This is a genomic window from Robertkochia aurantiaca, assembly GCF_020166495.1.
In the GTDB taxonomy this organism is placed as follows: domain Bacteria; phylum Bacteroidota; class Bacteroidia; order Flavobacteriales; family Flavobacteriaceae; genus Robertkochia; species Robertkochia aurantiaca.
Genome location: NZ_JAINZS010000007.1, coordinates 151,952 through 173,551, shown reverse-complemented (window position 1 = coordinate 173,551; position 21,600 = coordinate 151,952). Strand labels below are relative to the sequence as shown.

At 43.2% G+C, this 21,600-nt stretch carries 18 protein-coding genes; 4 read left to right on the top strand and 14 right to left on the bottom strand.

The window, feature by feature from the left end:
* Positions 1-2: 2 nt before the first annotated feature.
* The 11 genes from K7R10_RS14305 to K7R10_RS14255 form a co-directional block, all read right to left on the bottom strand.
* Positions 3-2,738, bottom strand: a complete 2,736-nt coding sequence (locus K7R10_RS14305; RefSeq protein ID WP_224485413.1) for a Z1 domain-containing protein — start codon at positions 2,736-2,738, stop codon at positions 3-5.
* Positions 2,731-4,188 carry an ATP-binding protein gene (locus K7R10_RS14300; RefSeq protein WP_224485412.1) on the bottom strand — a complete coding sequence of 486 codons (1,458 nt, stop codon included), beginning with the start codon at positions 4,186-4,188 and terminating at the stop codon, positions 2,731-2,733. Before K7R10_RS14300 ends, K7R10_RS14305 begins: the two co-directional genes overlap by 8 nt.
* Before the next feature lie 50 nt (positions 4,189-4,238).
* The gene (locus K7R10_RS14295) at positions 4,239-5,801 is read right to left on the bottom strand and encodes a DNA cytosine methyltransferase (RefSeq protein WP_224485411.1); all 1,563 of its coding nucleotides are present in this window, start codon (positions 5,799-5,801) and stop codon (positions 4,239-4,241) included.
* The gene (locus K7R10_RS14290) at positions 5,765-6,220 is read right to left on the bottom strand and encodes a very short patch repair endonuclease (protein WP_224485410.1); all 456 of its coding nucleotides are present in this window, start codon (positions 6,218-6,220) and stop codon (positions 5,765-5,767) included. Before K7R10_RS14290 ends, K7R10_RS14295 begins: the two co-directional genes overlap by 37 nt.
* A gap of 207 nt (positions 6,221-6,427) precedes the next feature.
* Positions 6,428-6,703 carry a hypothetical protein gene (locus K7R10_RS14285; protein WP_224485409.1) on the bottom strand — a complete coding sequence of 92 codons (276 nt, stop codon included), beginning with the start codon at positions 6,701-6,703 and terminating at the stop codon, positions 6,428-6,430.
* A 71-nt stretch (positions 6,704-6,774) separates the two neighbouring features.
* Entirely contained in the window at positions 6,775-7,077 is a 303-nt protein-coding gene (locus tag K7R10_RS14280) for a hypothetical protein (RefSeq protein WP_224485408.1), read from the bottom strand.
* Positions 7,074-7,658, bottom strand: coding sequence for a hypothetical protein (locus K7R10_RS14275; RefSeq protein ID WP_224485407.1), 585 nt, complete (start codon positions 7,656-7,658; stop codon positions 7,074-7,076). Before K7R10_RS14275 ends, K7R10_RS14280 begins: the two co-directional genes overlap by 4 nt.
* A gap of 28 nt (positions 7,659-7,686) precedes the next feature.
* Entirely contained in the window at positions 7,687-8,403 is a 717-nt protein-coding gene (locus tag K7R10_RS14270; RefSeq protein ID WP_224485406.1) for a DUF2225 domain-containing protein, read from the bottom strand.
* Between the two features lie 129 nt (positions 8,404-8,532).
* A complete protein-coding gene (locus K7R10_RS14265) occupies positions 8,533-8,913 on the bottom strand; it encodes a PH domain-containing protein (protein WP_224485405.1) in 381 nt (126 codons plus the stop codon).
* 72 nt (positions 8,914-8,985) lie between these two features.
* Positions 8,986-9,510, bottom strand: coding sequence for a hypothetical protein (locus K7R10_RS14260; RefSeq protein WP_224485404.1), 525 nt, complete (start codon positions 9,508-9,510; stop codon positions 8,986-8,988).
* Positions 9,511-9,537: 27 nt separating this feature from the next.
* Positions 9,538-9,846 (bottom strand): DUF805 domain-containing protein, encoded by a 309-nt coding sequence (locus K7R10_RS14255; protein ID WP_224485403.1) that lies wholly within the window; start codon positions 9,844-9,846, stop codon positions 9,538-9,540.
* A gap of 117 nt (positions 9,847-9,963) precedes the next feature.
* Between K7R10_RS14255 and K7R10_RS14250 the strand changes: the two genes are divergently transcribed.
* Together K7R10_RS14250 and K7R10_RS14245 are read left to right on the top strand one after the other, a co-directional pair.
* Positions 9,964-10,176, top strand: coding sequence for a hypothetical protein (locus tag K7R10_RS14250; RefSeq protein WP_224485402.1), 213 nt, complete (start codon positions 9,964-9,966; stop codon positions 10,174-10,176).
* 153 nt (positions 10,177-10,329) lie between these two features.
* Positions 10,330-12,279, top strand: a complete 1,950-nt coding sequence (locus tag K7R10_RS14245) for a DUF2779 domain-containing protein (RefSeq protein ID WP_224485401.1) — start codon at positions 10,330-10,332, stop codon at positions 12,277-12,279.
* 255 nt (positions 12,280-12,534) lie between these two features.
* Here the strand turns inward: K7R10_RS14245 and K7R10_RS14240 are convergent, their stop codons facing one another.
* Both K7R10_RS14240 and K7R10_RS14235 read right to left on the bottom strand, forming a co-directional pair.
* Positions 12,535-13,311, bottom strand: a complete 777-nt coding sequence (locus tag K7R10_RS14240; RefSeq protein ID WP_224485400.1) for a hypothetical protein — start codon at positions 13,309-13,311, stop codon at positions 12,535-12,537.
* Between the two features lie 508 nt (positions 13,312-13,819).
* Positions 13,820-14,518, bottom strand: coding sequence for a Bax inhibitor-1/YccA family protein (locus K7R10_RS14235; protein WP_224485399.1), 699 nt, complete (start codon positions 14,516-14,518; stop codon positions 13,820-13,822).
* A gap of 953 nt (positions 14,519-15,471) precedes the next feature.
* Between K7R10_RS14235 and K7R10_RS14230 the strand changes: the two genes are divergently transcribed.
* Positions 15,472-16,812, top strand: coding sequence for an erythromycin esterase family protein (locus tag K7R10_RS14230; protein WP_224485398.1), 1,341 nt, complete (start codon positions 15,472-15,474; stop codon positions 16,810-16,812).
* Between the two features lie 206 nt (positions 16,813-17,018).
* Here the strand turns inward: K7R10_RS14230 and K7R10_RS14225 are convergent, their stop codons facing one another.
* Positions 17,019-18,545 (bottom strand): M61 family metallopeptidase, encoded by a 1,527-nt coding sequence (locus tag K7R10_RS14225; RefSeq protein WP_224485397.1) that lies wholly within the window; start codon positions 18,543-18,545, stop codon positions 17,019-17,021.
* 628 nt (positions 18,546-19,173) lie between these two features.
* Here K7R10_RS14225 and K7R10_RS14220 point away from each other — a divergent pair.
* Positions 19,174-20,526 (top strand): serine hydrolase domain-containing protein, encoded by a 1,353-nt coding sequence (locus K7R10_RS14220; RefSeq protein ID WP_224485396.1) that lies wholly within the window; start codon positions 19,174-19,176, stop codon positions 20,524-20,526.
* The last annotated feature ends 1,074 nt before the right edge of the window (positions 20,527-21,600 follow it).

The following is a 21,600-nucleotide window of genomic DNA, read 5'->3' as shown; positions in this document are numbered from 1 at the left end:
TATTAAATATTTTCAGCGATCAACGCATCTATCACATATTCCACTTCGCGGGTTTCCCTGCCTTTCGGAAAGCTCATGACTAAGCCTAAAACAGGATCTTCTTCGGTACCATACGAATGCCCCTGTTCATCCTCTCCTTTTAAAATATAGATCAGTAAAAGTCCTCTCTTTGCAGATCGCACTTGTCTGATTTCCTTTGGCGTGCCTCCGGTTTCAGCCAGTCTTAACCGCTCTTCTGTTGTCAAATCAATTTTCTCATGAGTCGGACTCAAAATGGCCTTGCCGAACCTGATCTTATCCTTTTCTATTTCAACCTCACTACTTCGGCGGGTATAGCAAAAGTCTTTCTCGTCGATCTGAGCAAACACTTCTTTATCTTCCGGAGATAAAATACCTATAGTCCATTCGGTTAACTCATGATGTTTATTTTGAAGTGCAATATAATTGCAGATACTCTTTGCGTTAAAATTCATTACCGCCCCCGGAACATTAAAATTTGAAATGAATTTTATAATAGTATCTCCGGAGACCTTTGTTGTCTTAAAACCAACCCGTTTTGATTTTCCAAATTCTTCCCATTGATATTGTTTTACCAAGTCTGTAAACAACTTATGATTTTGCACCAGATGAGTCTTCTTATTTGAGCAAACCAGGGTTTGTACCATATGACCATCGTAGGTTACCTTCATTTTGGAAGCACTCCGCATTTTATTTATTGCGGTAACGGTTAGGGTTTCAGGATGGGATCGCACTTTTAATCCATATTGAGAGGGTTCCTGATCGTGTTTCACCATATAATCAAATTCCTGCTTTAACTCTGCAGAAGCCATGGCAATATGCCTGTAATTCCGATATAAATCAGGAGTGGTAAATAATCTGCAAACATCCAGATAATTGGGACGATACCCAAACCATCTGCCCATTTGGAGTAAGGTGTCATAGGTTCTGGAAGCCCGCAGATAATAACTTACTGTAAGCCCCTCCAGGGTAAGTCCTCTGGAAAGCTTATCGCCCCCAATGGCGATGACATTAATCCCAACGTCCTTGTATTTCTTATATTCAAGAATATCTCCGGCAGAACCATTGATACGCTTTACTTTTTGAAGTTTTTCAAGAACCCTTGGAATATTATTTTTCACCTCTCCCCATGGCAAAATTTCTTGATCACCATAAACCTGAGAAGTTATGTCTTCGTATTCATCTTCATACAGTTTTTGTAAAATATGCCATTCGGAACCTGCACCACTTCCACCAAACTTAAGCCTGCGGACCATTTTATCTACAAAATCCTGAACGAGGTCTCCCACCTGCCCCTGAACAAGGGTAAATCTCGTGACGTGAATCAACATCGAATTATGTTGATTTTCCATCCCCCTCGCATAGCGGATAGCCGAACTCAATACAAAACACCGAATAGCTTTTACAAGGGAATTTGGCAATCCTTGCTGTAATCTGAAATCTGATTTATGCTTATTGGGTATAAAATTACCTGCATCCCTTACTGCATTATAGAGTGGCAGAGACTCAACTCTTTCAAGGCCTGCAATATCATCCCCGTCCAAACCGAAAAACTTGGAAGGCCCCACATAATTAGAAGGCTTAGGGAGTGATATGATAAAATTCTTTGGAAATAAATCCTCTCCGAAATCCTGATGTGCAGACTCCCGGTGAATAAGAATATTTGCAAAGGGCGTTGCTGTATAACCTACATAGGCACTTTGATTAAATAATTTAAGAAGCGTCCTGATTCCCTGATTGATCGCTGTAGGGTCAAATTCATCAATGGGATTCCCATCTTCATCTCTGGGAGTATCCTCCCCATGTAAGTTTAATTTATTGGTATTCACCGAAGCATTATCACACTCATCATCAATAAGCAATAAAGGAACGTTTTCGATGGTATTATTCCCCCGACGCAAGCCCATTCTCCTGCACCATAGTATCAAGTTGTTTATAATACTTTTGTTTTTTTTAATGACAAGCACTACCGGATGTTGATTCCCTCCAAGCTGAATACCTGCTCCCTGGGCTATTGCATTTGAAAAGTCACCATTATCATTACTGGTTGTAAGATAGTTAACTATGGGGTGATTAGGAAAAGTCCCCACACCAATACGTGATGACTCTCTGTACTTGTTGTCATCCTTATCAGTATTAAACCCAATAAAAGCCTCATCGACACGATGCTGGGTCTGCGCTCTCAGGCTTTTATGCAAGCCGGCCAGTACGATAATAATTTTATACCCTGCATCTGCTGCCTTACATATTAATCCTGTATAATTTGCCGTTTTTCCGGACTGAACTTCACCAACCACCATTCCCTTTCTGGACCATCCCCCTTTTCTTTTGGGATCTTCCAATCGCATCAAAATTCTGTTCGTCCAAAGATCCGTGTTCTCAATTGCTTTCTCTGGAAAATTATTTTTACGAAGGTACATCTCGTAATGCTTCCAAAACCTCCAGTCAATTTCTCTCTCCTTTTTAACTGTACCTCCTGTTTCAAACAACCATTCTTCATGATTATCCCTTTTTGCATCCAACACCCCCGCTCCGGAGTAGGTGATAAACACATCCATTTCCACTAACTCCTGGACCTTTTTAATATCCAGCTCCCTGAATTTGGGAAGGCTGCAAACCTCTTCTACCTTGGTAGCTAAATCCTCACTGGTAACAGGAACCCCTGGTTCCAAATACATTTGAACCATGGTTACCGCCTGTTTGTATAAATTGCTATTCATAATTTTCGATTAACGCGTATAATTCAGGATAGTCAATAAAAGGCTCCATAGAAAGCACCTTCCTAAATGCATCCTCCTTGGCAACTCCCTTTTGAATTTCAAGGTCAACAAAATCTTCGAACCATTCTTTAAGAGGGAAATTACGGGATGTAATGACATGCTTTTCTTTTTCGAGAGAGTCTGGTTTCTCGGCATTGTCAATAATTATGGTTTCAACGGGAACTGTAGATTCAATTAACTTTAAAAGCCTTGTTACTGCTAATTTATGATCTTTTAATTCGCCTAACAATTGATTAACAACGGGATGTTCTTTGTCTACCTTATAGCTTGTTTTTCCCTTTTTTTCGGTCTTTTTCCATACAAACCGATTAACCGAAGGCGTTTTTCTGGCTCCATATTTCCCTCTGAAACGATAGGCTTCCGAGGCTTTTTCCCGGGTAACCTTTGCCATTTTCTTTAGATTATTCGCAAAAACATCAGGGAGTTTGGCAGCTGCTTTCTTTACATCTATATGCCATTGCTGATCCATACTATTAGGAATATCGACCATAATTCTGGCAAGTTTGTAGTGGTCTTCCTGTTTATACCCTAAACCTAACCACCCCCCTGCTATAATGAGCCTCTCTTTACGATACAGGTAGATTCCCTGATGGGCATTCCAGCCTTTGGGGCCCGCAGCTTCCTCATGTTCTTTCCCTTCCAGTTTGGAGATGTGCGGTAAAACGTAAGGCTTTACATTGACCTTGTTGTTAAAAATTCTAAATGCCTCATCACTCAGTTCTCTGGTTGCCTTATGCGTTTTAAGAAATGGATCCCAGGCTTTAACAGGGATAAAACTTCCTTCCACGTTTCCGAGATAAATTTTCACTCTCGACGGGGTTTCCAGATAACGGTGAAATACCATTCCCAAATATTGAGACAAAGCATGTATTTTTTTCAAAAAGCTGTCCAGACTTTCCTGTTCAGATTCTAATTGATCAAGAAGTCTGTCCGGTTTTTCCCAGATAACCATCGTTCCGGAATTTACCTCATCTAACCCTTTCATTAATTCAGAAGCTGACCTGTAAGGTGTTTTCTTTAACAACCATTCCTGATGCTCATCGACTAAATCAAGATCCCAACAACGGGTTGAAACAGCCCCTTCTTTTTTCGAAGCAACGGTTAACAATTTACACTGAGAAAACGACGCTGTTTTAAGTCCCATCCCGAATCTGCCCAGGTCATGAGGTTCCCTGATATCTTTCGGATTGGTTGACCCTAAGCGCATAGCATTATACAGCTCATCATCCGTCATCCCTGAACCATCATCCAAAAAGGTCATAAAAGAATCTTCTCCCTTCCAGCAATAAGAGATCCAGATATTTTTTGCTCCTGCCGAGATACTGTTGTCGACAATATCAGAAACCGCCATCCCAAAATCATATCCCACAGCACGCATGGATTGAATCATTGCATCTGCTTTAGGGGGGCATTTTTCGTAATCAGAATTCATAGTCATAGTTAGTCAAGGATTTTTGCTACAATCTCTGCTATTTGATTCGCCAGAAATGGAGGCACTGCATTCCCCACCTGTTGAAACTGTTTGGTTCTCGAACCTCTGAACAAGTAATTGTCGGGGAAGGTTTGCACCCTTGCCGCTTCACGAACCGTAAGGCTCCGGCATTGCTTCGGGTCATAATGAATAAAATAATGACCGTCTTTCGATATGTGAGAAGTGATCGTCGTCGCGGCACGGTCTGGCAATTGCACCTTGAAGCGATCTACAAATTTACCGGAATCGGCACTGGAGTGATCAGGTATCAGATCTTCATGATGACCGGCAAAATCATCAAGCTTCGGTGATCTCTTTTCACTTTCTGCAAACAGCGTTGCAAACAAATACCTCTTTAAATCCTGAGTAAGGTGAGAACGGGACTCGTGGTTGGGCACACCCTTCAGCCTTTTGTCCAGATACCATGGCCTTAATAAATGATTTTTTGGTAAGGTAGCGGCAGCAGGTTCAAATTCACTCCCCGTCGTTTTTACAGGACCGTCAAAACCGCGGGACAATCCATTGAGAGACAAAGATCCCCATCCTTTAATTTCTGTCACAAAATCATTCATCAGGTTTTTCCAGTTATCATCAGAATCGATCGCCTTTTCATAAATACGCTTAGGCTTCCCCTGACTGGTCAATTCATTTTGTTTATACCCTGCAAAGCGCCGGTTCAGCGTACTTCTGATCTCCGGAAGTTTCCCGATCACCGATTTCAAAGTCACCTCCGGCTTTCTTTTCAAATAGCTGTGTTGCTGATTCAGGTCTTTACGAATACCAAGCAGAATGACCCTGTGCCTTTTCTGAGGCACTCCATAATCTTCTGCCTTAATTAGGTAATCCTTATCCTCTTCCACCTCCTTAACAAAGGATTTAAGCACATATTCTCCATCACAGGACAGGTCATTTTTCATCCAGTCGAACACCTTTTCACCATTTACTGAGGCAGAAAGCAGACCCTGTACATTTTCCATAACAAATACCGCAGGATGGTGCTCCTGAATAATACGGAGGTATTCCTTGTAAAGATAGACACGATGATCTTCGGCATGGATGCCTCCAACTCTGGAACGACCTGCATTGGAATAAGCCTGGCAGGGTGGGCCTCCGATAAGCACCCAATTACCGGGGCTTTTCCCCAGTCGGTTTCGTATGAGCTCATCGAGCTTTGCTGGTGGCCATTGCTCACTGCCCAGCTCAATAAGACAGGCTTCTTCCCGCGCTTCTTTACCTTCAGGATATTTCTCAAGAGCTTCTTCAATCAGTCGCTCTCTTTCTGCAAGATTTTTTTCCTTAAGTACCTGATAATATACTGCGGGAACTTTTTTCCCTTTCTTTGTAAACTGCCGGTAAAAACTTCTCCACGTTAACGTCTTATGCGCATTCTCTTCTTTTTCTATAGATACCCGGATATCAAAAACAGACTGATTCTCATCATCCATGACACTCATAAATCCTTCGCCCAATCCGCCGGGACCTGCAAATAAATCGATTACAGGAATTTTTCGTTTTTCTGATTTTTCACCCATTGGTACAACCTTGTCAGATGTTCTCCTTTTTGTTTTCCTTTTAACTGGCATTCCCAGATCACAGCTACCCGCCATCCAAGCCTCTGAAGTTCTTCAATAGCCTCCTGGTCTCTTTTTTTAGTACCTTCCAACTTCTCTTTCCACCAGTCTCTCCTGGTGACAGGTAATTTGAAATACCTGCACCCTTTGTGAGCATGCCAGAAACACCCGTGTACGAATACCACCGCTTTGTATCTTGCGAAAACCAAATCTGGCGTACCTGGTAACTTCTTAACATTTAGACGATATCGTAATCCTTTAGCATAAAGAAACCTTCGTACTGTTAACTCAGGCTTTGTGTCTGACCCTTTTATCCGACTCATATTATAGCTTCGGGTAAATTTGTCATGCACATCGGTCATCTCATTTCTGTTTTTCAATCAAGGAATTGTCTTCCGAAAAATATAAAAAACAAACTATATCTTAAAGGAAGATAACCTCATTGATAAAATCTACCCCACAAAAGTTGATCTATCTTTTTTTCGGATCATAAAGCATCTTAAGGTCTTTTCCCGTCCATATCGCTTGACAAAAGTTAAGCCTTTTTACAGCACCCTGATTCCACACTCCTTCCACTATATCTTCAATCACATCTTCAATAAAAATTTTTTCCTTTTTTTAATATCCGGAGGAATAAGATAGGCCGCGAATGGATTCTCAAATCTATAAGGGTAGTAGTAGGTCCAATCGATCAGGATCTCAAAATCACCTTCATCTCGTCTCATCATGGCGCGATAGTCTCCTAACCTTATGATCTCACCAGTTTTTCTGTCCTTTATAAGAGCATATTTCCCTTTAACCTTATTGGAAGATTCTACTTTTTTAACCAAAATCTTACAGCCTTCTTTGACTGCCTCGTTCATTTCTTCAATTGTACTCGCAGTTCGGATCGTTCTTAATGACTTTTCCTTCTTTTTAAAAAACTCAATTTCAGCTATACTATTAAATGACTACGGGATAAATACCATTCCATATCTTGGGTTGCTATTGTCAAATTATCCTGTTCGAGATCCACCTTAAAACAAGCATGCGGATCCTTACTGACAATTTCAAGTAATTCCTGATCTGTATAATCGGCGGTATCAATCAACTTCCGTTCACAAAGCTCACATAATCTAGTTGTTGGATTTTTATCTTTGATCATTTGTGACCATTGGACTCGTTTCGGGCAATGCATTTTTTTAATGAGCCGACCATCGTCTGTGCTTAAAGCTTTGTCATGGATGTTAAATTTCATAATTGCTTATAATTTCCTGAATGTTTTTTCTGATCCGCCGGATCTCTCTTTTTTGCAATGACCTTCCAATTATCAATCATCTTCTCCCAGGCCTCTGATCCGCGTACCAATTCCGCTTCGATGGCTATATTCGGATACCATGCTCCATCATTAAAAGTTTTAAAAAACATAAATAGGGGTTCGTTCTTTTCGCTTAAAATGGAGATCAGAGCTTTAGCCGACATTTCGTCGCGATCAATATTCTCACCCTTTAACTCGACTTCCTGTATGCACCATTTAAAATCGAAGGTCAGCAGCCATTTTTCCTCTTTCCGGCTTTCCATGAAGATTACAGGTTCTTCTGACTGAAAGTAGTCATCTTTTTCCGTACCTCCATCAAGACAGGTACGACTGATTCGCAATTGTCCTTCCCGTTTGTAAAAAATAATAGCCATACTGCAATCGTAGGCGGCCCGGGAAACATCCTTACCATTGATTTCAGAATAGTCTACCCTGAAAATGCTGAGTATGTCGCGATCTTGAGAAAATAAACTTTGGCTTGAAATCAGCAGTAAAAGTATTAAAAGGAAGTAGCGATTCATGGGAGGGTTTTTCTTATTACCGCAATCACTAAACATCGTTTCGGTTATCGTTATTGACCGCCAGTTTTTGCTGTTCGGTATTCATTTCAGACAACCATTCCGGAAGGTCAGGATCTTGTTTTGCCTTTTCGTACCAAAAAAGTGCATCCTTAAAAAAATCGGCTCGACGGTACATTTCAGCAGCTACGTATTTATATATCGCACAAAGTTGCTTCTCCTCACACTGGTATGCAGATGCAGCCTCTTCAAAATAGCAGGCGGCCTTTAGTTGCATGGCTTTTCGCCTTTCTTTTTCTTCAGAAACCCCTTTTAACATATAAGATCCCATTAACCAGGTGTCAGCTATTACATCCGGTGACGCATTATTGAATTCCTGAATCCGGGCACATATAGCATACTCATCTGCCTCATCTTTCGGTTCACTTATGTTCTTTTTTATCCATGTGCGGAGGGCAGATATTTCATTTTCTGAATAGTCTTTTTCAAAATCTGAGATATAGCCTGAAAAATAGCAAGTGTGACAGCTGTTTACCAGTTCTTTGTAATAACTTCCTACAGCTCCGAACTTCTGCATATCTCTTTTTCGTCCTTCCACATACATGCTTACGGTGGCACAGAAAGATACTTCAGTACCATCTATCGGACAGTGATATGTCTCCCATTCGCAGCTGTGGGCACTGGAGTTGAATGAGAAGAATATTAAGAATAGGGTGACAATTAGCGAAATGGGCTTTGAAAAATTCATGATGACTTTTTAATTTACAGAAAACTAAGGCGATTCAAAGCTTTATCCTTACGGCAATCCGTACACGTCCCTTTATGCTTACATTTCAAAAAAACAGATAAAAACCAGACAATCAAGGAATAATATTTTCTACTGAATAACCTTTTCCGTCAAATACTTCTGAACTTCGTAAACGTCAATGCTTTTATTGAATTTCTTGCTTACCGAAGGACTATTTTCACTGGAAATCCAAATCTTTAACTCGGCATCAAGATCGAAGGTACCAGCTGTTTCTAAGGAGTACCGGGAAATACTCTTATAGGGAAGCGACTTGTACTCGACTTTACTTCCTGTCAGACCCTGAACATCGATTAGAATAAGGCGTTTGTTGGTAAACATAAAAACATCTCTAAAGAGTTTAAACCCCAGTTCAATTTCTTCCGCATCTGTCAATAGACGACCATATTTTGATTTTAATTCTTCGGGGGTTACCTGGCTGGCATTGCCCATAATTTTATTAAATAGTCCCATAAAATATTTGGCTTGTAAGTTAGTATACTGTTTTTTAAGCGTTTCCTTTATTAATACTACTGTTATACGTTCTTAAATCTGCTGCTCAAGGCTCTTTAAATACTCCTTGAATTCTGGCGAAACATTTCCCTGTAATTCCCCAAGGTACTCCCAGACTTCGTTTTCACTATACTGAATTTTAATTCCGAATTGTGGATATTCAGGTTTATCAAATACAATTACAAAGGCTCCTTTTACCTCATCAGTTCGATCATTCAATTTATCATTAATCTTCCAGGTAAACTGCCCTTCATAACCGGCGTAATTCTTTGAAGATCTACTTTTACTATCGGTGATCAAGAGATTATAAATGGGCCCAACGATTTCTGACGCTTTAGCTCTTTTAATAATGGTCATAAACAGGCTATCGCTTTTAGCCTTCTTATAAAAAACCAAATACGGCAACTCAGTTTCCATCTTTTTTGAATTAAGCTCTTTTTCATTCTTTCTGGCTTCCTTAAGAATATATTTAGCCCAGACTTCAGGATTTGACTGAGCGTTACTTGTCAATGGCACTAGCAAACAGAAAAGCAGATATTTCAAAATACCATTTTTCATATAATACTTTTAATCGTAGACAGACTATTAAATTTTAGGATTCGGACCGTACATATTATCACCTGAATCTCCTGAAGCAAATAGCATCCATAATCCGTAGAAAGGAATTATTTGGTACCACCCGCTATTACCACGATCATGGCATCTTTTAGCCCCTTGGGCTATGATGAACCAAAGTGAAGGAATCAAGATTATCAATCCTATCAAAGAGGAAGTCTGATTGGGAGAATCTACAATGCCAATAAATAAAAAATAGGCAAAACAGTAAATCAAATAGGATAGTCCGTATTCCGTACGGCGTATCCTGCCATTAAAAGAGAAAGGGTTTTTAAACATGTGCGTAATTTTCGTAATTAAAGAAGAAAAATCCTAATTTTTCATTAAATAGCATTACGGTATTCCATAATTCTCAACCAAGATTCTTTGCTTATTTTTATTTCAATAATTACTACCATGAAAAAACTCTGCATCACCCTCAGCGACGAACAGTATGAAGCCTATGAAAACCATATTAAAAGAGGTTCCAAAATAAACCTGGAAGAAGAAACTTTTTCGGGCTTCGGAATTATCCTGAATCATTGCGAACTGGGGGCATGGCTGGAAGTGGATATGTATGGGAAGTTGGATTTGGGGGATGTGGAATGGAGCATAGAAGATGCAAAGTAATTATGAATTATGAATGGTTAATTATGAATTGTTTTTATAATCAATTGATGAATTCGGGCATCATAAAGGAAGCTTTTTATAACTATAATTAATCAAACTACCTGGCCATGCCTGAGGCGGGGAACCATTTATAAATTCCAATCAACACTGCGGATGAAAACATTAACCAAATCGAGATTTAAGCTGGCCTTAGGGTGCCCGACCAAGTTATACTACACCAAAAAAGAGGAATATGTGAATACGGCCGAGTCTGATTCGTTTCTGGAAGCGCTGGCTGAAGGTGGTTTCCAGGTGGAAGAACTGGCGAGAATGTATTTTCCTGATGGACATGCGATACTGGGTGAAGACTGGGATTATCAAAAGTTGCATGATCGTACACAGGAATTGCTTCAGCAGGAAAATGTGGTCATCTTCGAGGCGGCTTTCCTATATAATAACCTTTTTGTCAGAGTCGATATACTTGAGAAAAAAGGGAATCAGATCAACCTCTGTGAGGTAAAGGCAAAATCGGTTGACAGTTCCGAGCATGATTCTTTTATCATTAAAAAAGGGAAAGACATTTCAGGAGGTTGGCGAGAGTACCTGTATGATATAGCCTTTCAGCAGTATGTCATGCAGCAGTGCCATCCCTATTGGAAGATTCATCCGTATCTTACCCTGGTTGATAAAAGCAAAACTGCAACAGTAGACGGTATCAACCATTGTTTTAAAATCTCTAAAACCAGCGGTAACAGAACCGGTATCATCAAAAAAGAAGGATTGAGTCTTCAAGACCTTGGAGGTCCTCTCCTGGCCCATATTTCAGTAGCAGAGGAAATCCGATTCATCTACCGGGAGAACCCTGGGGGAGACGGACGAACTTTTGAAGAACATATAGCCCTCTATCGAGAATATTACCTGAAAGATCAAAAGCTTCCTCAACCTATCGGGAAACACTGCAAGGGATGTGAATTCTTTGCACCGGACAATCCGCAGCATAGTGGATTTCACCAATGCTGGAGCGAACAATTGCAACTAAGCTATGAAGCGATTGACCGTCCGAAGGTATTCGACATCTGGAACTTTCGCAGTTCAGGGAAACTCATGGAAGCAGGGAAACTCTTTATGGAAGACCTCTGTGAAGAAGATGTGAATCCGAAACCGGAAGCCGGAAAGATCTCCAATTCAGAACGCCGATGGATACAGGTAGAGAAAACCCTGGCAGATGATCAACAACCTTTTGTGGAGGTCGACGGACTCAGAGAAGAAATGCTGGACTGGAAGTACCCGCTTAATTTTATCGACTTTGAAACCTCAGCAGTAGCCTTGCCCTTCACCAAAGGACGGCGACCCTATGAACAGATCGCCTTTCAGTTCTCTCACCATATCGTCTATGAGGATGGCAGCGTGGAGCACGCTTCGGAGTTTCTGAACGTGGAACCCGGAGTATTCCCCAATTTTGAATTTATACGAGCCCTGAAAGAAGCCCTCTCAAAAAATCAGGGAAGCATTTTCCGCTATCACAATCATGAAAATACCATCGTTTGTAAGATCTGGGAACAACTCTACGAGTCGAATGAACCCGACAGGGAAGAGCTGATGGCATTTATCGAAAGTATTTCTCACAGCCCAGGCAAACTGGCTAAAAAATGGAAAGGAGAAAGGGATATGATCGATCTGTATCAGGTGGTAAAAGACTACTATTACGACCCCGCCACCAAAGGGTCCATTTCGATCAAAGCCGTGCTGCCAGCAGTCCTGAAGTCCAGTGACTTCCTTAGGAATAAATACACCCAACCCCTCGATAGACTGGCGGTTACTTCCAAAAACTTTGCCTCTGATCAGGTTTTCCTTCAGGTAAAGAATGAGCAAGTGGTGAGTCCGTATAAAAGTTTGCCACCGCTCTTCGACACCTGGAGCGAAGAAGCGCTCGACAGCCTGGTTTCAGGTATGGAGAACGTAGCTGATGGTGGCGCCGCCCTGACCGCTTATAGCAAACTGCAATTCGAAGAGATTGAAGGAGCAGAACGCGAAGCCTTAAAGCAAGGCTTGTTGCGCTACTGCGAACTGGATACCCTCGCCATGGTGATGATCTATGAGTATTTTAGGGAGGTTGTTGGGTAGCGGTTATACTGTTATGCGGTTATGCGGTTATGCGGTTACGAGTTAAGGGTGGTGTGAGATGTGCAAAAATGTTTGGGCCACCAATCTCTGGCGCATTTTTGCTCCTTTAGCTTTTTGCCCATTTGCCATTTAACCTGTTTTTCCAGCTGAATGACTGCCCTGAAAAGATCGCTTTCTGCGGAAGCTACAGAACTCGCGAAGACTTGCCGGAAAGAGGAAGAATCAAACATAAAACAACTTCTGAATCATTAGGGTTTATGATCCTTGTGCCTTACACAGGTGGAACGCTTTCTCAACCTCCCTTTTTAATCGCTTCCCATTGCGACGTTCTTTGTCTTTGAACCTCTTTAAAAATAATTGTAAGTCGGTAGTTGAAATATCCGGTTCATTCAAAATTCGACGTATTTCCATTTCATAGAAGTAAATGGGTCGGGAATGATCTTCCAGAATTGTTTTAATCAGTTCCTGGTTTGACATCTCTGCCAGTTGAAGGCGATATCGAAGTTCAGATGAATGTTGCTTTTCCTTCTCCAATTGCCTGGAAAGCATATTGATCTTATCTGATTGATCAGTCGTTAAAGAATCTAAGCTTTCCGCATACTCCCGGAGATCATAAACACAAGTTACCCATTCGCCTAATGAATCACTCTGCAGGGTATAGCTTATCGCTCCGACGCTGGTAGCAGGAAGAAAGCTTAACAGGTAAGGGTTTTTGGTGACACTTCTGGCCCACCGCGCCAGAATCAAGGGCCGGTCGTAATTCTTTCTCCTGATAGTTTTATATAATCTTATCGAACAGGCATTCTCGGTTTTAGGCCAATCTAACAGGTTCTCAATCCAGACAAAACCACGAAATAAGAACCAATGTTTTCTTTTAAAATCGAGTTCGTAAAATTCTTCTTTTAAATCAATAGTTTCAATTTCATTAATGGATGGATCTGGAAAGAATCTTGCAAGTTCCTTTTTGTTCTTTGGCAGGTATCTGCCAACTTCAATAAGAGCTTCAATCTTCTCTTGTGTAAGCTGTGTCATAAAGAATTTTTAAGGTGAAAACAGGTTATGACAAAAGGAAAAAATCAGGGCTTGTTTGCATCTATAATTTACGGAAATAACAGCAAAATTCCTATGAAAAAGAGGCTTAAAAAGCTTGAGTTGGAACCTTTTATTTCGTCTGCTAAAGGCTAATTTTAGGGGTATGCTTAAGAGTGAAGTCAGACGGGAGATGCGGGTTGCGGCTAGTAGTAAACCGCTATCAGTTAACGGTGAACAGCTGACAATAAACGGCCTTTAAAGATTGAACAACCTCATCCGCTTTTGCTTCGCAAAACCACCTTCTCCTCAAAGGAGAAGGATAACGTTATATTTTTTGAATTCATCTCCTTTTATGGGAGGCTACAAACTTATAAGAAGGCAACAGTACTATCTTCCGGCAGATCCTTCGCCCCTACGGGGCTCTGGATGACCCATAAATGTCGAAAGAGTGGAAAATGGATATCACAAAACCGCTCACCCCATTCTCCATTCTCTATTCACCTTTAAACTATTTCCTCCCTCCAAAAATCCTGAGCAGAAACAAGAAGAGATTGATAAAATCAAGATAAAGTGCCAGGGCTCCCATCACGGCTCCTTTTTCAGCTACTTCAGGATTTTCGAATCCTTCTTCGTGCATCTTTTTGAGTTTCTGAGTGTCATAAGCAACCAGCCCCACGAAGATGAGTACGCCTGCATAGGTGATGATCCAGTACATTACCTCATTGTGTAAAAAGAGGTTCACCACCGAGGCGATGATAATCCCGATCAGTCCCATAAAGGCCAGGTTGCCGATTTTTGTCAAATCCTGTTTGGTGGTATAGCCATAAATACTCATGGCCGCAAAGGTTCCGGCGGTGATAAAAAAGGTAGTGGTGATCGAGGCGCTGGTATAGGCCAAAAAGATCACCGAAAGGGTGAGTCCGTTCATCCCTGAGTATATCATTAGCAAAAGACTGGCCGTCACCGATGACAGTTTATTGATAGCTGAAGTCAGGTAAATAACCAGCAATAATTCTCCGATCAGGAGTCCGTAGAAGACCAGGCTGTTTGAAAAGATCATTTCGATCATGGTCGGGGTGGTTGAAACCCACCAGGCTACCGCCCCGGTTAAAAGAAGAGAGAGGGTCATCCAGTGGTAGACCTTTCTTATGAAGTCGACTTGTTCGGTTCTTAAAACCGTTTCAGACTGAGGCAGATTTTCGTTCATGGATATTGGTTTGTTTTGTTGAATGGCTAATATAGAAATTTTTCGCAGTTTTTAAAGCTAACGGCTAACAGCTATCGGTGAACGGAATAAGGGTTAGGAGTTATGCAGTTATGAGGGTATGGAGGTATGGAGTTATGGGTTAAGGGCTAAGGGTTAAGGGTTAAGGGCTAAGAGTGAAGAGATTATTAGCTAACAGCTATCAGTGAACGGTGAACGGGTTTTTCAAAGTAACGTCATCCAGAGCGAGCAAAGCGAAGCGAAGGATCTGTATATAGCTAACGGCTATCAGCTAACAGCGAACGGTTTTTGGTCATGGTTTATGGGGGGTTGGAGGTTAGGGATTGTTGTCGGTTTTCACTCAGAAATAAAGTCATCCCGAGTCCTGAAAGGGACGAGGGATCTTATGATTGGTGGTACTTCAGCCCCTTAGAAAAAACCATACTCGAAGGCTGCCAGCGCGCCAGCTGGCCCCGTCGCTAAAAACAGCCACCGGCTGTTTTTTTAACGCTCGGACCTGCACCTGTGGGCTCTGGGTGACTCACCTGCATGGTTAAGGGACAATTGTCGATACGTTCTTTTAGTCTTCAGAGTTTTAACAACTAACCCTCTTCACATATTAGCTTATTTGCCTGCAGCATAACTCGCTTGAAAAGATCGCTTCGATCGCTTCAAAAAAGCTCTCTCGCGAAGACGTTTCCGCGTGATGCAAATCTTAGCTATCAGCTAACGGCGAACAGTGAACAGATTTTGAGTTATGGGTAATCTATTAAGGGCTAAGAATATAGCGAGCTGAGAGATGAATCAAAAAAAATTAAACCTGGATTACTTTTCGCTCCTTCACCTCTTTGCTCCTTTGCAACTTCACAACTTTACTCCTACCCGTTTACCTGTTTACCTAGTTATCTGCTTACCCAAAAAATCCATATATTATTGATAACCATAACCACACACCGATGAAGAAGATACGAGCCATACCCAGAGAACAACTTAAGCATGAAAGCGATATGATCGATACCCTCAGAGAATCAGCGGTTATAGTCGAAGAGGAAAGTGATCTCGATGCGCTGATGAAACAGATAGGCGATGCCAGCTATGTGCTGCTGGGGGAAGCCACCCATGGGACCCATGAATTCTACCTCTGGCGGGCACGCATCACCCAAAGACTCATACAGGAAAAAGGATTCTCCTTCGTAGGAGTTGAAGGCGACTGGCCCGATTGTTATAAACTCAACCGTTATGTCAAGAACTATCCCGATACGCCTGGCGATGCCGTCGATGTGCTGCACGAATTCAACCGCTGGCCAACCTGGATGTGGGCCAACTGGGAAGTGGCGGCGTTCGCAGACTGGCTGCGTAAGTTTAACAAAGACCGCTCCCGGGGAGAGAAAGTCGGTTTCTACGGACTCGACGTCTACAGCCTGGGAGAATCTTTAGAGGCCATACTCGATTACCTGGAGAAAACAGACATGGCCGCCTACGAGACCGCCCGCAAAGCCATGGCCTGCTTCGAACCCTTCGGTTTTGAAGGCAGCGACTATGCCCGCATGACCCAGATGGTGCCTGAACACTGTACCAAAGAAGTGGTACAACTGCTCTCGGAAATCCGTCAGAAGGTACCTCAGTATAATACCGACCATGAAACCGTCTTCAGCACCGAACAGAACGCCCTGGTGGCGGTAAATGCCGAACACTACTACCGTGAGATGATCGGTGGCGGACCGGAATCCTGGAATATCAGGGACCGGCATATGGTCGAAACGCTGAACAGGCTGATGGATTTTCACGGAGAAGGTGCTAAAGCAGTGGTCTGGGAACATAACACCCATATCGGTGACGCCCGCGCCACGGGCATGTCACGACAGGGAATGGTCAATGTGGGAGAACTGGTAACTGAAGCCCATGATGAAGAAGAGGTAGTAAAAGTCGGTTTCGGTACCCACCGCGGAAGGGTGATCGCAGGAAGCCGTTGGGGAGATGTGATGCGAAGTATGCGAGTACCCGAAGGAATTGACGGCAGCTGGGAATACCTGCTGCATCATGCCGGAAAGGGCAGAGACCTCCTGCTCAACACCGCAGCACTCCGCAACGACACTCTTTTCGAGCAGCCCATCGGTCACAGGGCTATCGGAGTGGTCTACCATCCGGATCAGGAACACCGGGGGAATTATGTTCCGAGTATCATTCCATGGCGGTATGAGGCGTTTATTCATATCGATAAAACCGAGGCACTAAAGCCGCTACATCTTGAGCCAAACGGTAATCAAATGCCGGAAACGTTTCCATTTGGGTTTTAGAAAAAGCGAACGGTGAACAGCGAACGGTGAACGGTATTTGGGTTAGGAGTTATGAGGGTATGGAGGTATGGAGGTATGGAGTTACGGGCTAAGAGTGGGCGATACAATTTCCCGGTACATCTATTGAAAGTACCGTCATCCAGAGGGAGCAAAGCGAAGCGAAGGATCTTACTTATGGTAGTACTTAATCCCCTTAAAGCACAATTCTATTCCGGCCTTTCTGTGTTTACACAAGAATGATTGCCAAGAAATCCGTTCCAGATGGCTTCCTGCAAGGGTGTTATCTGTTGAGTGAGGCTTAGTATTAAGGCCTGGTTTTCCGTGCTGACATCCAGCCCCGCATGACTTAAATATCGCAGTAAAGGAACATGTGCGGTACCATTCAGGTAACCATTGAAGAATTCATCAAAACCGGTAAAACCGAGATCTTTAGTCCTTTCGATTATGACATCATTGGTCACCAGGTCACGGCTTCCCGCGTATTCTCTGTAAAGATCACGCATGAGCATATCGAGGCACTTTTCATTGGCGCTCTGATGCCGTATCTCCATATCCATGCAAATCCCGGCAAACAATCCGCCTCCGTAGATCAGTCCCCAATGATCATCCTTGGTGTCCCATGCTGCAGCTTCCACGGGAGTCTTCTTCCCGAATCCGGGATCATTGACATACCGCTGGTAAAACAATCCGTTCAATACGGCTTTTAAAGCCTCCTCATCGACAAAGCCTGTTTGATACAACGCCTTGATCGTATAATAATTACTAACTCCTTCCTTGAACCAGTCTGAGGTGGTCCCCTCAAAACGAATACTCTTGCCATTCCAGAGATGAAAGAATTCGTGTGCAAAAATAAACCACCCTATTAGTTGGTTCTGCGGATCGGCCGTGGGATTGAGCAACATACTGATATGATCCCCGATCACTTCTCCGTCTACTGACTCACCCTCATTGATCATCACCATGGAAGTAAATCTTTCAGCAGCATCTCCAGTATTCGGAATACCACCCATCAGTTGCACGTAGTAGTCCAGTATCCTTTCTGCTGCGTGGGCATACCGTTCCTTTTCTGCCTGGACATTCTTGCCTCCCAGTACGAATTTCAAGGTAAAGGGACCCCGCCGGAGATTTACTTCTTCATGGGTTCCTGCGAACAGGAAGGCTTCAGTAAGGGTTTCATGGTCTGCTATGTAAAAACCTTCTTCAGTGTTTTCTGTGGAAGGCCACGGAACACTCAGCTTCCAGGATTCCGGCAGATCAGCGGTAAGGGTGATTTCTTTGTCCGTACCATTCATCACAAATAAAGCCCTTCCCGAGCTCATCACTCCGTAATCCCTTCCGAAGGCAACACCATCAATCCCGCCCGACCACTCTTCTTCTTCATGATCGACCAGCAGGGTATATTCCAATTTCACTTGTTTTCCTTCAGGGACCTCCTCTAAGACCCATGACAGGGAATCGGGCCGATCGACCTCAAGCTGATGACCCTGCATATCGAAGACCTTCACATCATGGATATGTTCGGGCCAACGTGCCGCCTTTCCATCATGGCGATTCATAAAAAGCAGGGAATCGGAAAGGTTCAGGGTAGCCTGAACAGCGATCGATCGCGGCTGGGTATCGAGAAAGGTCAGGTGGTAGTGATCGGTTTGTGAGTCTTCTGGCCGTTGTCCCTGAATATTCAGCGAGGACAGAAAAGCAAAAAAGAGGAATAGTATTTTTAATAAGAACTGCATGCGATTTTTGATTGATGTGATACTAATACGACGAGCCAGAAAGCGAATGGTTACAGTTGTGAAGTGATGAGGGTATAGGGGGAATGAAGTTATGAGTTATGGGTTATGGGTTATGGGTTTAAGAGTAGTTCTTGGTTTTCAGTTTTCGGTTTTCAGTTTACCGCACATGTCACCCTGAGCCCGTCGAAGGGAGATGAGGTATGAGGTTCTTAGCTAACGGCGAACGGCTATCGGCGAACGGTTTTTTCGGGTGAAGCCGGTGACTATGTATTCCAAGTAATGTCATCCAGAGCGACCGGAGGGAAGCGAAGGATCTTACTTATGGTGGTACCTCAGCCAATTAAGGGCTGTATTACAAGCCCCAGGCAGATCCTTCACTACAGCAGCGAAGCTGCTTCCGCTCTGGATGACGCGTTCTGAAACAGGCAGGATGAAAAGAGACCACGCCTTCCTGGCAACTTCACGACTTTACAGCTTAACATCTTTACTCCTTTACTCCTTTGCATGCTGGTTTCCAGCTTTAAAAGATCGCTTCACCAGATCAAAAATCTGACTCGCGAAGACGTATCAAATTACGAGAGTGGTAAGAAATATTCTATATTTGAAATGAACTATCAATCAACCAATTATGAAATTCCGGATCTATTCTGAAATATGCCTGCTCGTTCTTATGGCATCCTGTTCACAACAAACCACTGAAACTACTTCAAAACTCGAAGTCTATGCCGATTCTCTTTACCAGGCTAGTCTCGACAGCACCAAAATAGCGGGAGGTGCCATTCTCGTTGCCAAAGGCGACTCAGTCCTGCTCGATAAGACCTATGGCTACGCCAGCCTGGAACTGCAAACGCCCATGCCGGAAGAACCGGTGTTTGAGATCGGGTCGGTAACCAAACAATTCACCGCTGTTGCCATTCTCAAACTGGTACAGCAGGGGAAACTCAAACTCTACGACGATTTCACCAAATACGTGGAATTCGATACCGGCGGAAGAACAGTGACCATCCATCAGCTGTTGAACCACACCTCAGGGATAGAAAGCTATACCGATATGCCTGAGTTCTGGCCGCTCTCTACCGAATCACACCCTCGTGACAGCCTGTTGCGGGTGGTCGAAAACAAAGGTTTTATATTCGAACCGGGAGAAGCGCTGATCTATAACAATACCGGGTATTTCCTGCTCGGACTGATCATCGAAAAGGTAGCGGAAATGCCCTATGAAGAATTCCTCCAAAAAGAGATCTTTGATCCGCTCGAGATGCATAATACCTCCTACTGCTCAACGAAAAAGGTGACATCGAATAAAGTGTATGGTTATAATCTGGGCGAAGACGGACTGGAGCAAAAACCCTACCTCGACCATACCTGGCCATATGCCGCCGGATCGCTTTGCAGCAGCACCCGTGACCTTTATATGTGGATGTATTCGCTGCACAACGGAAGAGTACTCCCCGATAACCTCTATGAGGAGTTGATCAGTCCGAAAGCCCTGAAGGACGGTACGCCGGTTCGATATGCCATGGGGCTGACGAATTTTAAGGACCATAACCACCCGATGATCTCCCATGGTGGAGGTATTCACGGTTTCCTGTCTGATACCCGTTACCTGCCCGAGGAAGATTTGTATATCATCAGCCTGGTGAATACGGCAGGGCCGCATGGGGGTAATTTCTTCGCAGAACACATACAATGGCAGCTTCTTGACAAGGAAACAGAGATGACCTCACAGGATCAGGACATGGACCTGGCAGAACTTGAAGGGACCTACGCCGGTCAAGTACGCGGACAACAGGTCAATCTTAACATCACACAGGAGGAGGATAAACTTTTGTTTTCTCCCGAGGACAGTGAAGAAACAGACACCCTGGAAATCTATGCCGGTAAAGGCCGGTGGCTTAAAGAGAACCAGATCTTTCATTTCAGGGGCGATACGCTGCATGTTGACCAGGTGAGCGGGCATTATGTGTTGATTAAAGGTTAATAATTATGAGGGTATGGGGGTATGGGGGTATGGGGGTATGGGGGTATGGAGTTATGGAGTTACGGGTTATGGGTTATGAGTAGTTCTTGGTTTTCAGTTTTCAGTGTACCGCACATGTCACCCTGAGCCCGTCGAAGGGTGAAGAGAGATGCGGCTATCAGCTAACGGTGAACGGTTTTTTTGAATTATGAGTTAAGGTCTAAGAGCTAAGAGTGAAGGGTCTAATTTCCCTGAACATCAATTAATAGTAAGGTCATCCCGAGTCCTGAAAAGGGCGAGGGATCTTATAAAGTTTAGTACAATGACCAATATAATACTGCATTACAAGACATTGGCAGATCCTTCGTCCCTGCGGGACTCTGGATGACGCAAAAAAGCCCCGGAGTTCTCCGGGGCCTTCAACCAACCAACTTAAAATCAAAAATCAACCAATTTATCATGAGATTGTGAGCGCTGCCTCAAGGGGGGCTGAGACAGGCTACTTATCTCGAAAGTAGGATAAGCAAATATCTTTTAGTGAACCGGGAGACTGTACCGTCTTTGTTCCCGTCACATTGTTTTCATCATTTCAACGAGGCAAAGATATGGCAGCTACCAGGCTCATTTATGGTATAAAAACAGGAATAACTAGTTGGTTTTCAGTATATAACGTTTTAGTTTTTTGGGTAGGCGGGTAAGCAGGTAGACGGGTAGATGGGTAAGGAGGTATGGAGGTATGGGGTATTAAATGATGAGATCCTACCTCCTCTGACCCTTTGACTTCCTGACCAAATCGGTCATCCAGATTCCGAAAGGGCGAAGGATAATGTTTTCAAACAAAAATCCTTTCGCTCCTCCCTCCGGGGGGAGCTGTCCAGCCAATAAGGCTGGACTGTGGGGGGGCTTTATTTGTGCAGATGATAAAAAGGCTGCAGTATCAAATTCAGACAGATCCTTCATTTCGGTGACCATGTCACCTTCATTCTGGATGACGATTTTTTTTTTGAAACAGGCAGGATTAAGGGCTTTCTAAAGTATCTTGATTGCCTCCGCGCCCCCTGGCTCCATCGCTAAAAAGGTCTGCAAGACCTTTTT

Coding starts and splice junctions, on each gene's coding strand:
- K7R10_RS14245 (WP_224485401.1), top strand. CDS start 10,330: ATGAAAACATTAACCAAATCGAGATTTAAGCTGGCCTTAGGGTGCCCG.
- K7R10_RS14285 (WP_224485409.1), bottom strand. CDS start 6,703: ATGAACGAGGCAGTCAAAGAAGGCTGTAAGATTTTGGTTAAAAAAGTA.
- K7R10_RS14280 (WP_224485408.1), bottom strand. CDS start 7,077: ATGAAATTTAACATCCATGACAAAGCTTTAAGCACAGACGATGGTCGG.
- K7R10_RS14275 (WP_224485407.1), bottom strand. CDS start 7,658: ATGAATCGCTACTTCCTTTTAATACTTTTACTGCTGATTTCAAGCCAA.
- K7R10_RS14230 (WP_224485398.1), top strand. CDS start 15,472: ATGAAGAAGATACGAGCCATACCCAGAGAACAACTTAAGCATGAAAGC.
- K7R10_RS14270 (WP_224485406.1), bottom strand. CDS start 8,403: ATGAATTTTTCAAAGCCCATTTCGCTAATTGTCACCCTATTCTTAATA.
- K7R10_RS14265 (WP_224485405.1), bottom strand. CDS start 8,913: ATGGGACTATTTAATAAAATTATGGGCAATGCCAGCCAGGTAACCCCC.
- K7R10_RS14300 (WP_224485412.1), bottom strand. CDS start 4,188: ATGATTCAATCCATGCGTGCTGTGGGATATGATTTTGGGATGGCGGTT.
- K7R10_RS14305 (WP_224485413.1), bottom strand. CDS start 2,738: ATGAATAGCAATTTATACAAACAGGCGGTAACCATGGTTCAAATGTAT.
- K7R10_RS14260 (WP_224485404.1), bottom strand. CDS start 9,510: ATGAAAAATGGTATTTTGAAATATCTGCTTTTCTGTTTGCTAGTGCCA.
- K7R10_RS14235 (WP_224485399.1), bottom strand. CDS start 14,518: ATGAACGAAAATCTGCCTCAGTCTGAAACGGTTTTAAGAACCGAACAA.
- K7R10_RS14240 (WP_224485400.1), bottom strand. CDS start 13,311: ATGACACAGCTTACACAAGAGAAGATTGAAGCTCTTATTGAAGTTGGC.
- K7R10_RS14220 (WP_224485396.1), top strand. CDS start 19,174: ATGAAATTCCGGATCTATTCTGAAATATGCCTGCTCGTTCTTATGGCA.
- K7R10_RS14255 (WP_224485403.1), bottom strand. CDS start 9,846: ATGTTTAAAAACCCTTTCTCTTTTAATGGCAGGATACGCCGTACGGAA.
- K7R10_RS14295 (WP_224485411.1), bottom strand. CDS start 5,801: ATGGGTGAAAAATCAGAAAAACGAAAAATTCCTGTAATCGATTTATTT.
- K7R10_RS14250 (WP_224485402.1), top strand. CDS start 9,964: ATGAAAAAACTCTGCATCACCCTCAGCGACGAACAGTATGAAGCCTAT.
- K7R10_RS14225 (WP_224485397.1), bottom strand. CDS start 18,545: ATGCAGTTCTTATTAAAAATACTATTCCTCTTTTTTGCTTTTCTGTCC.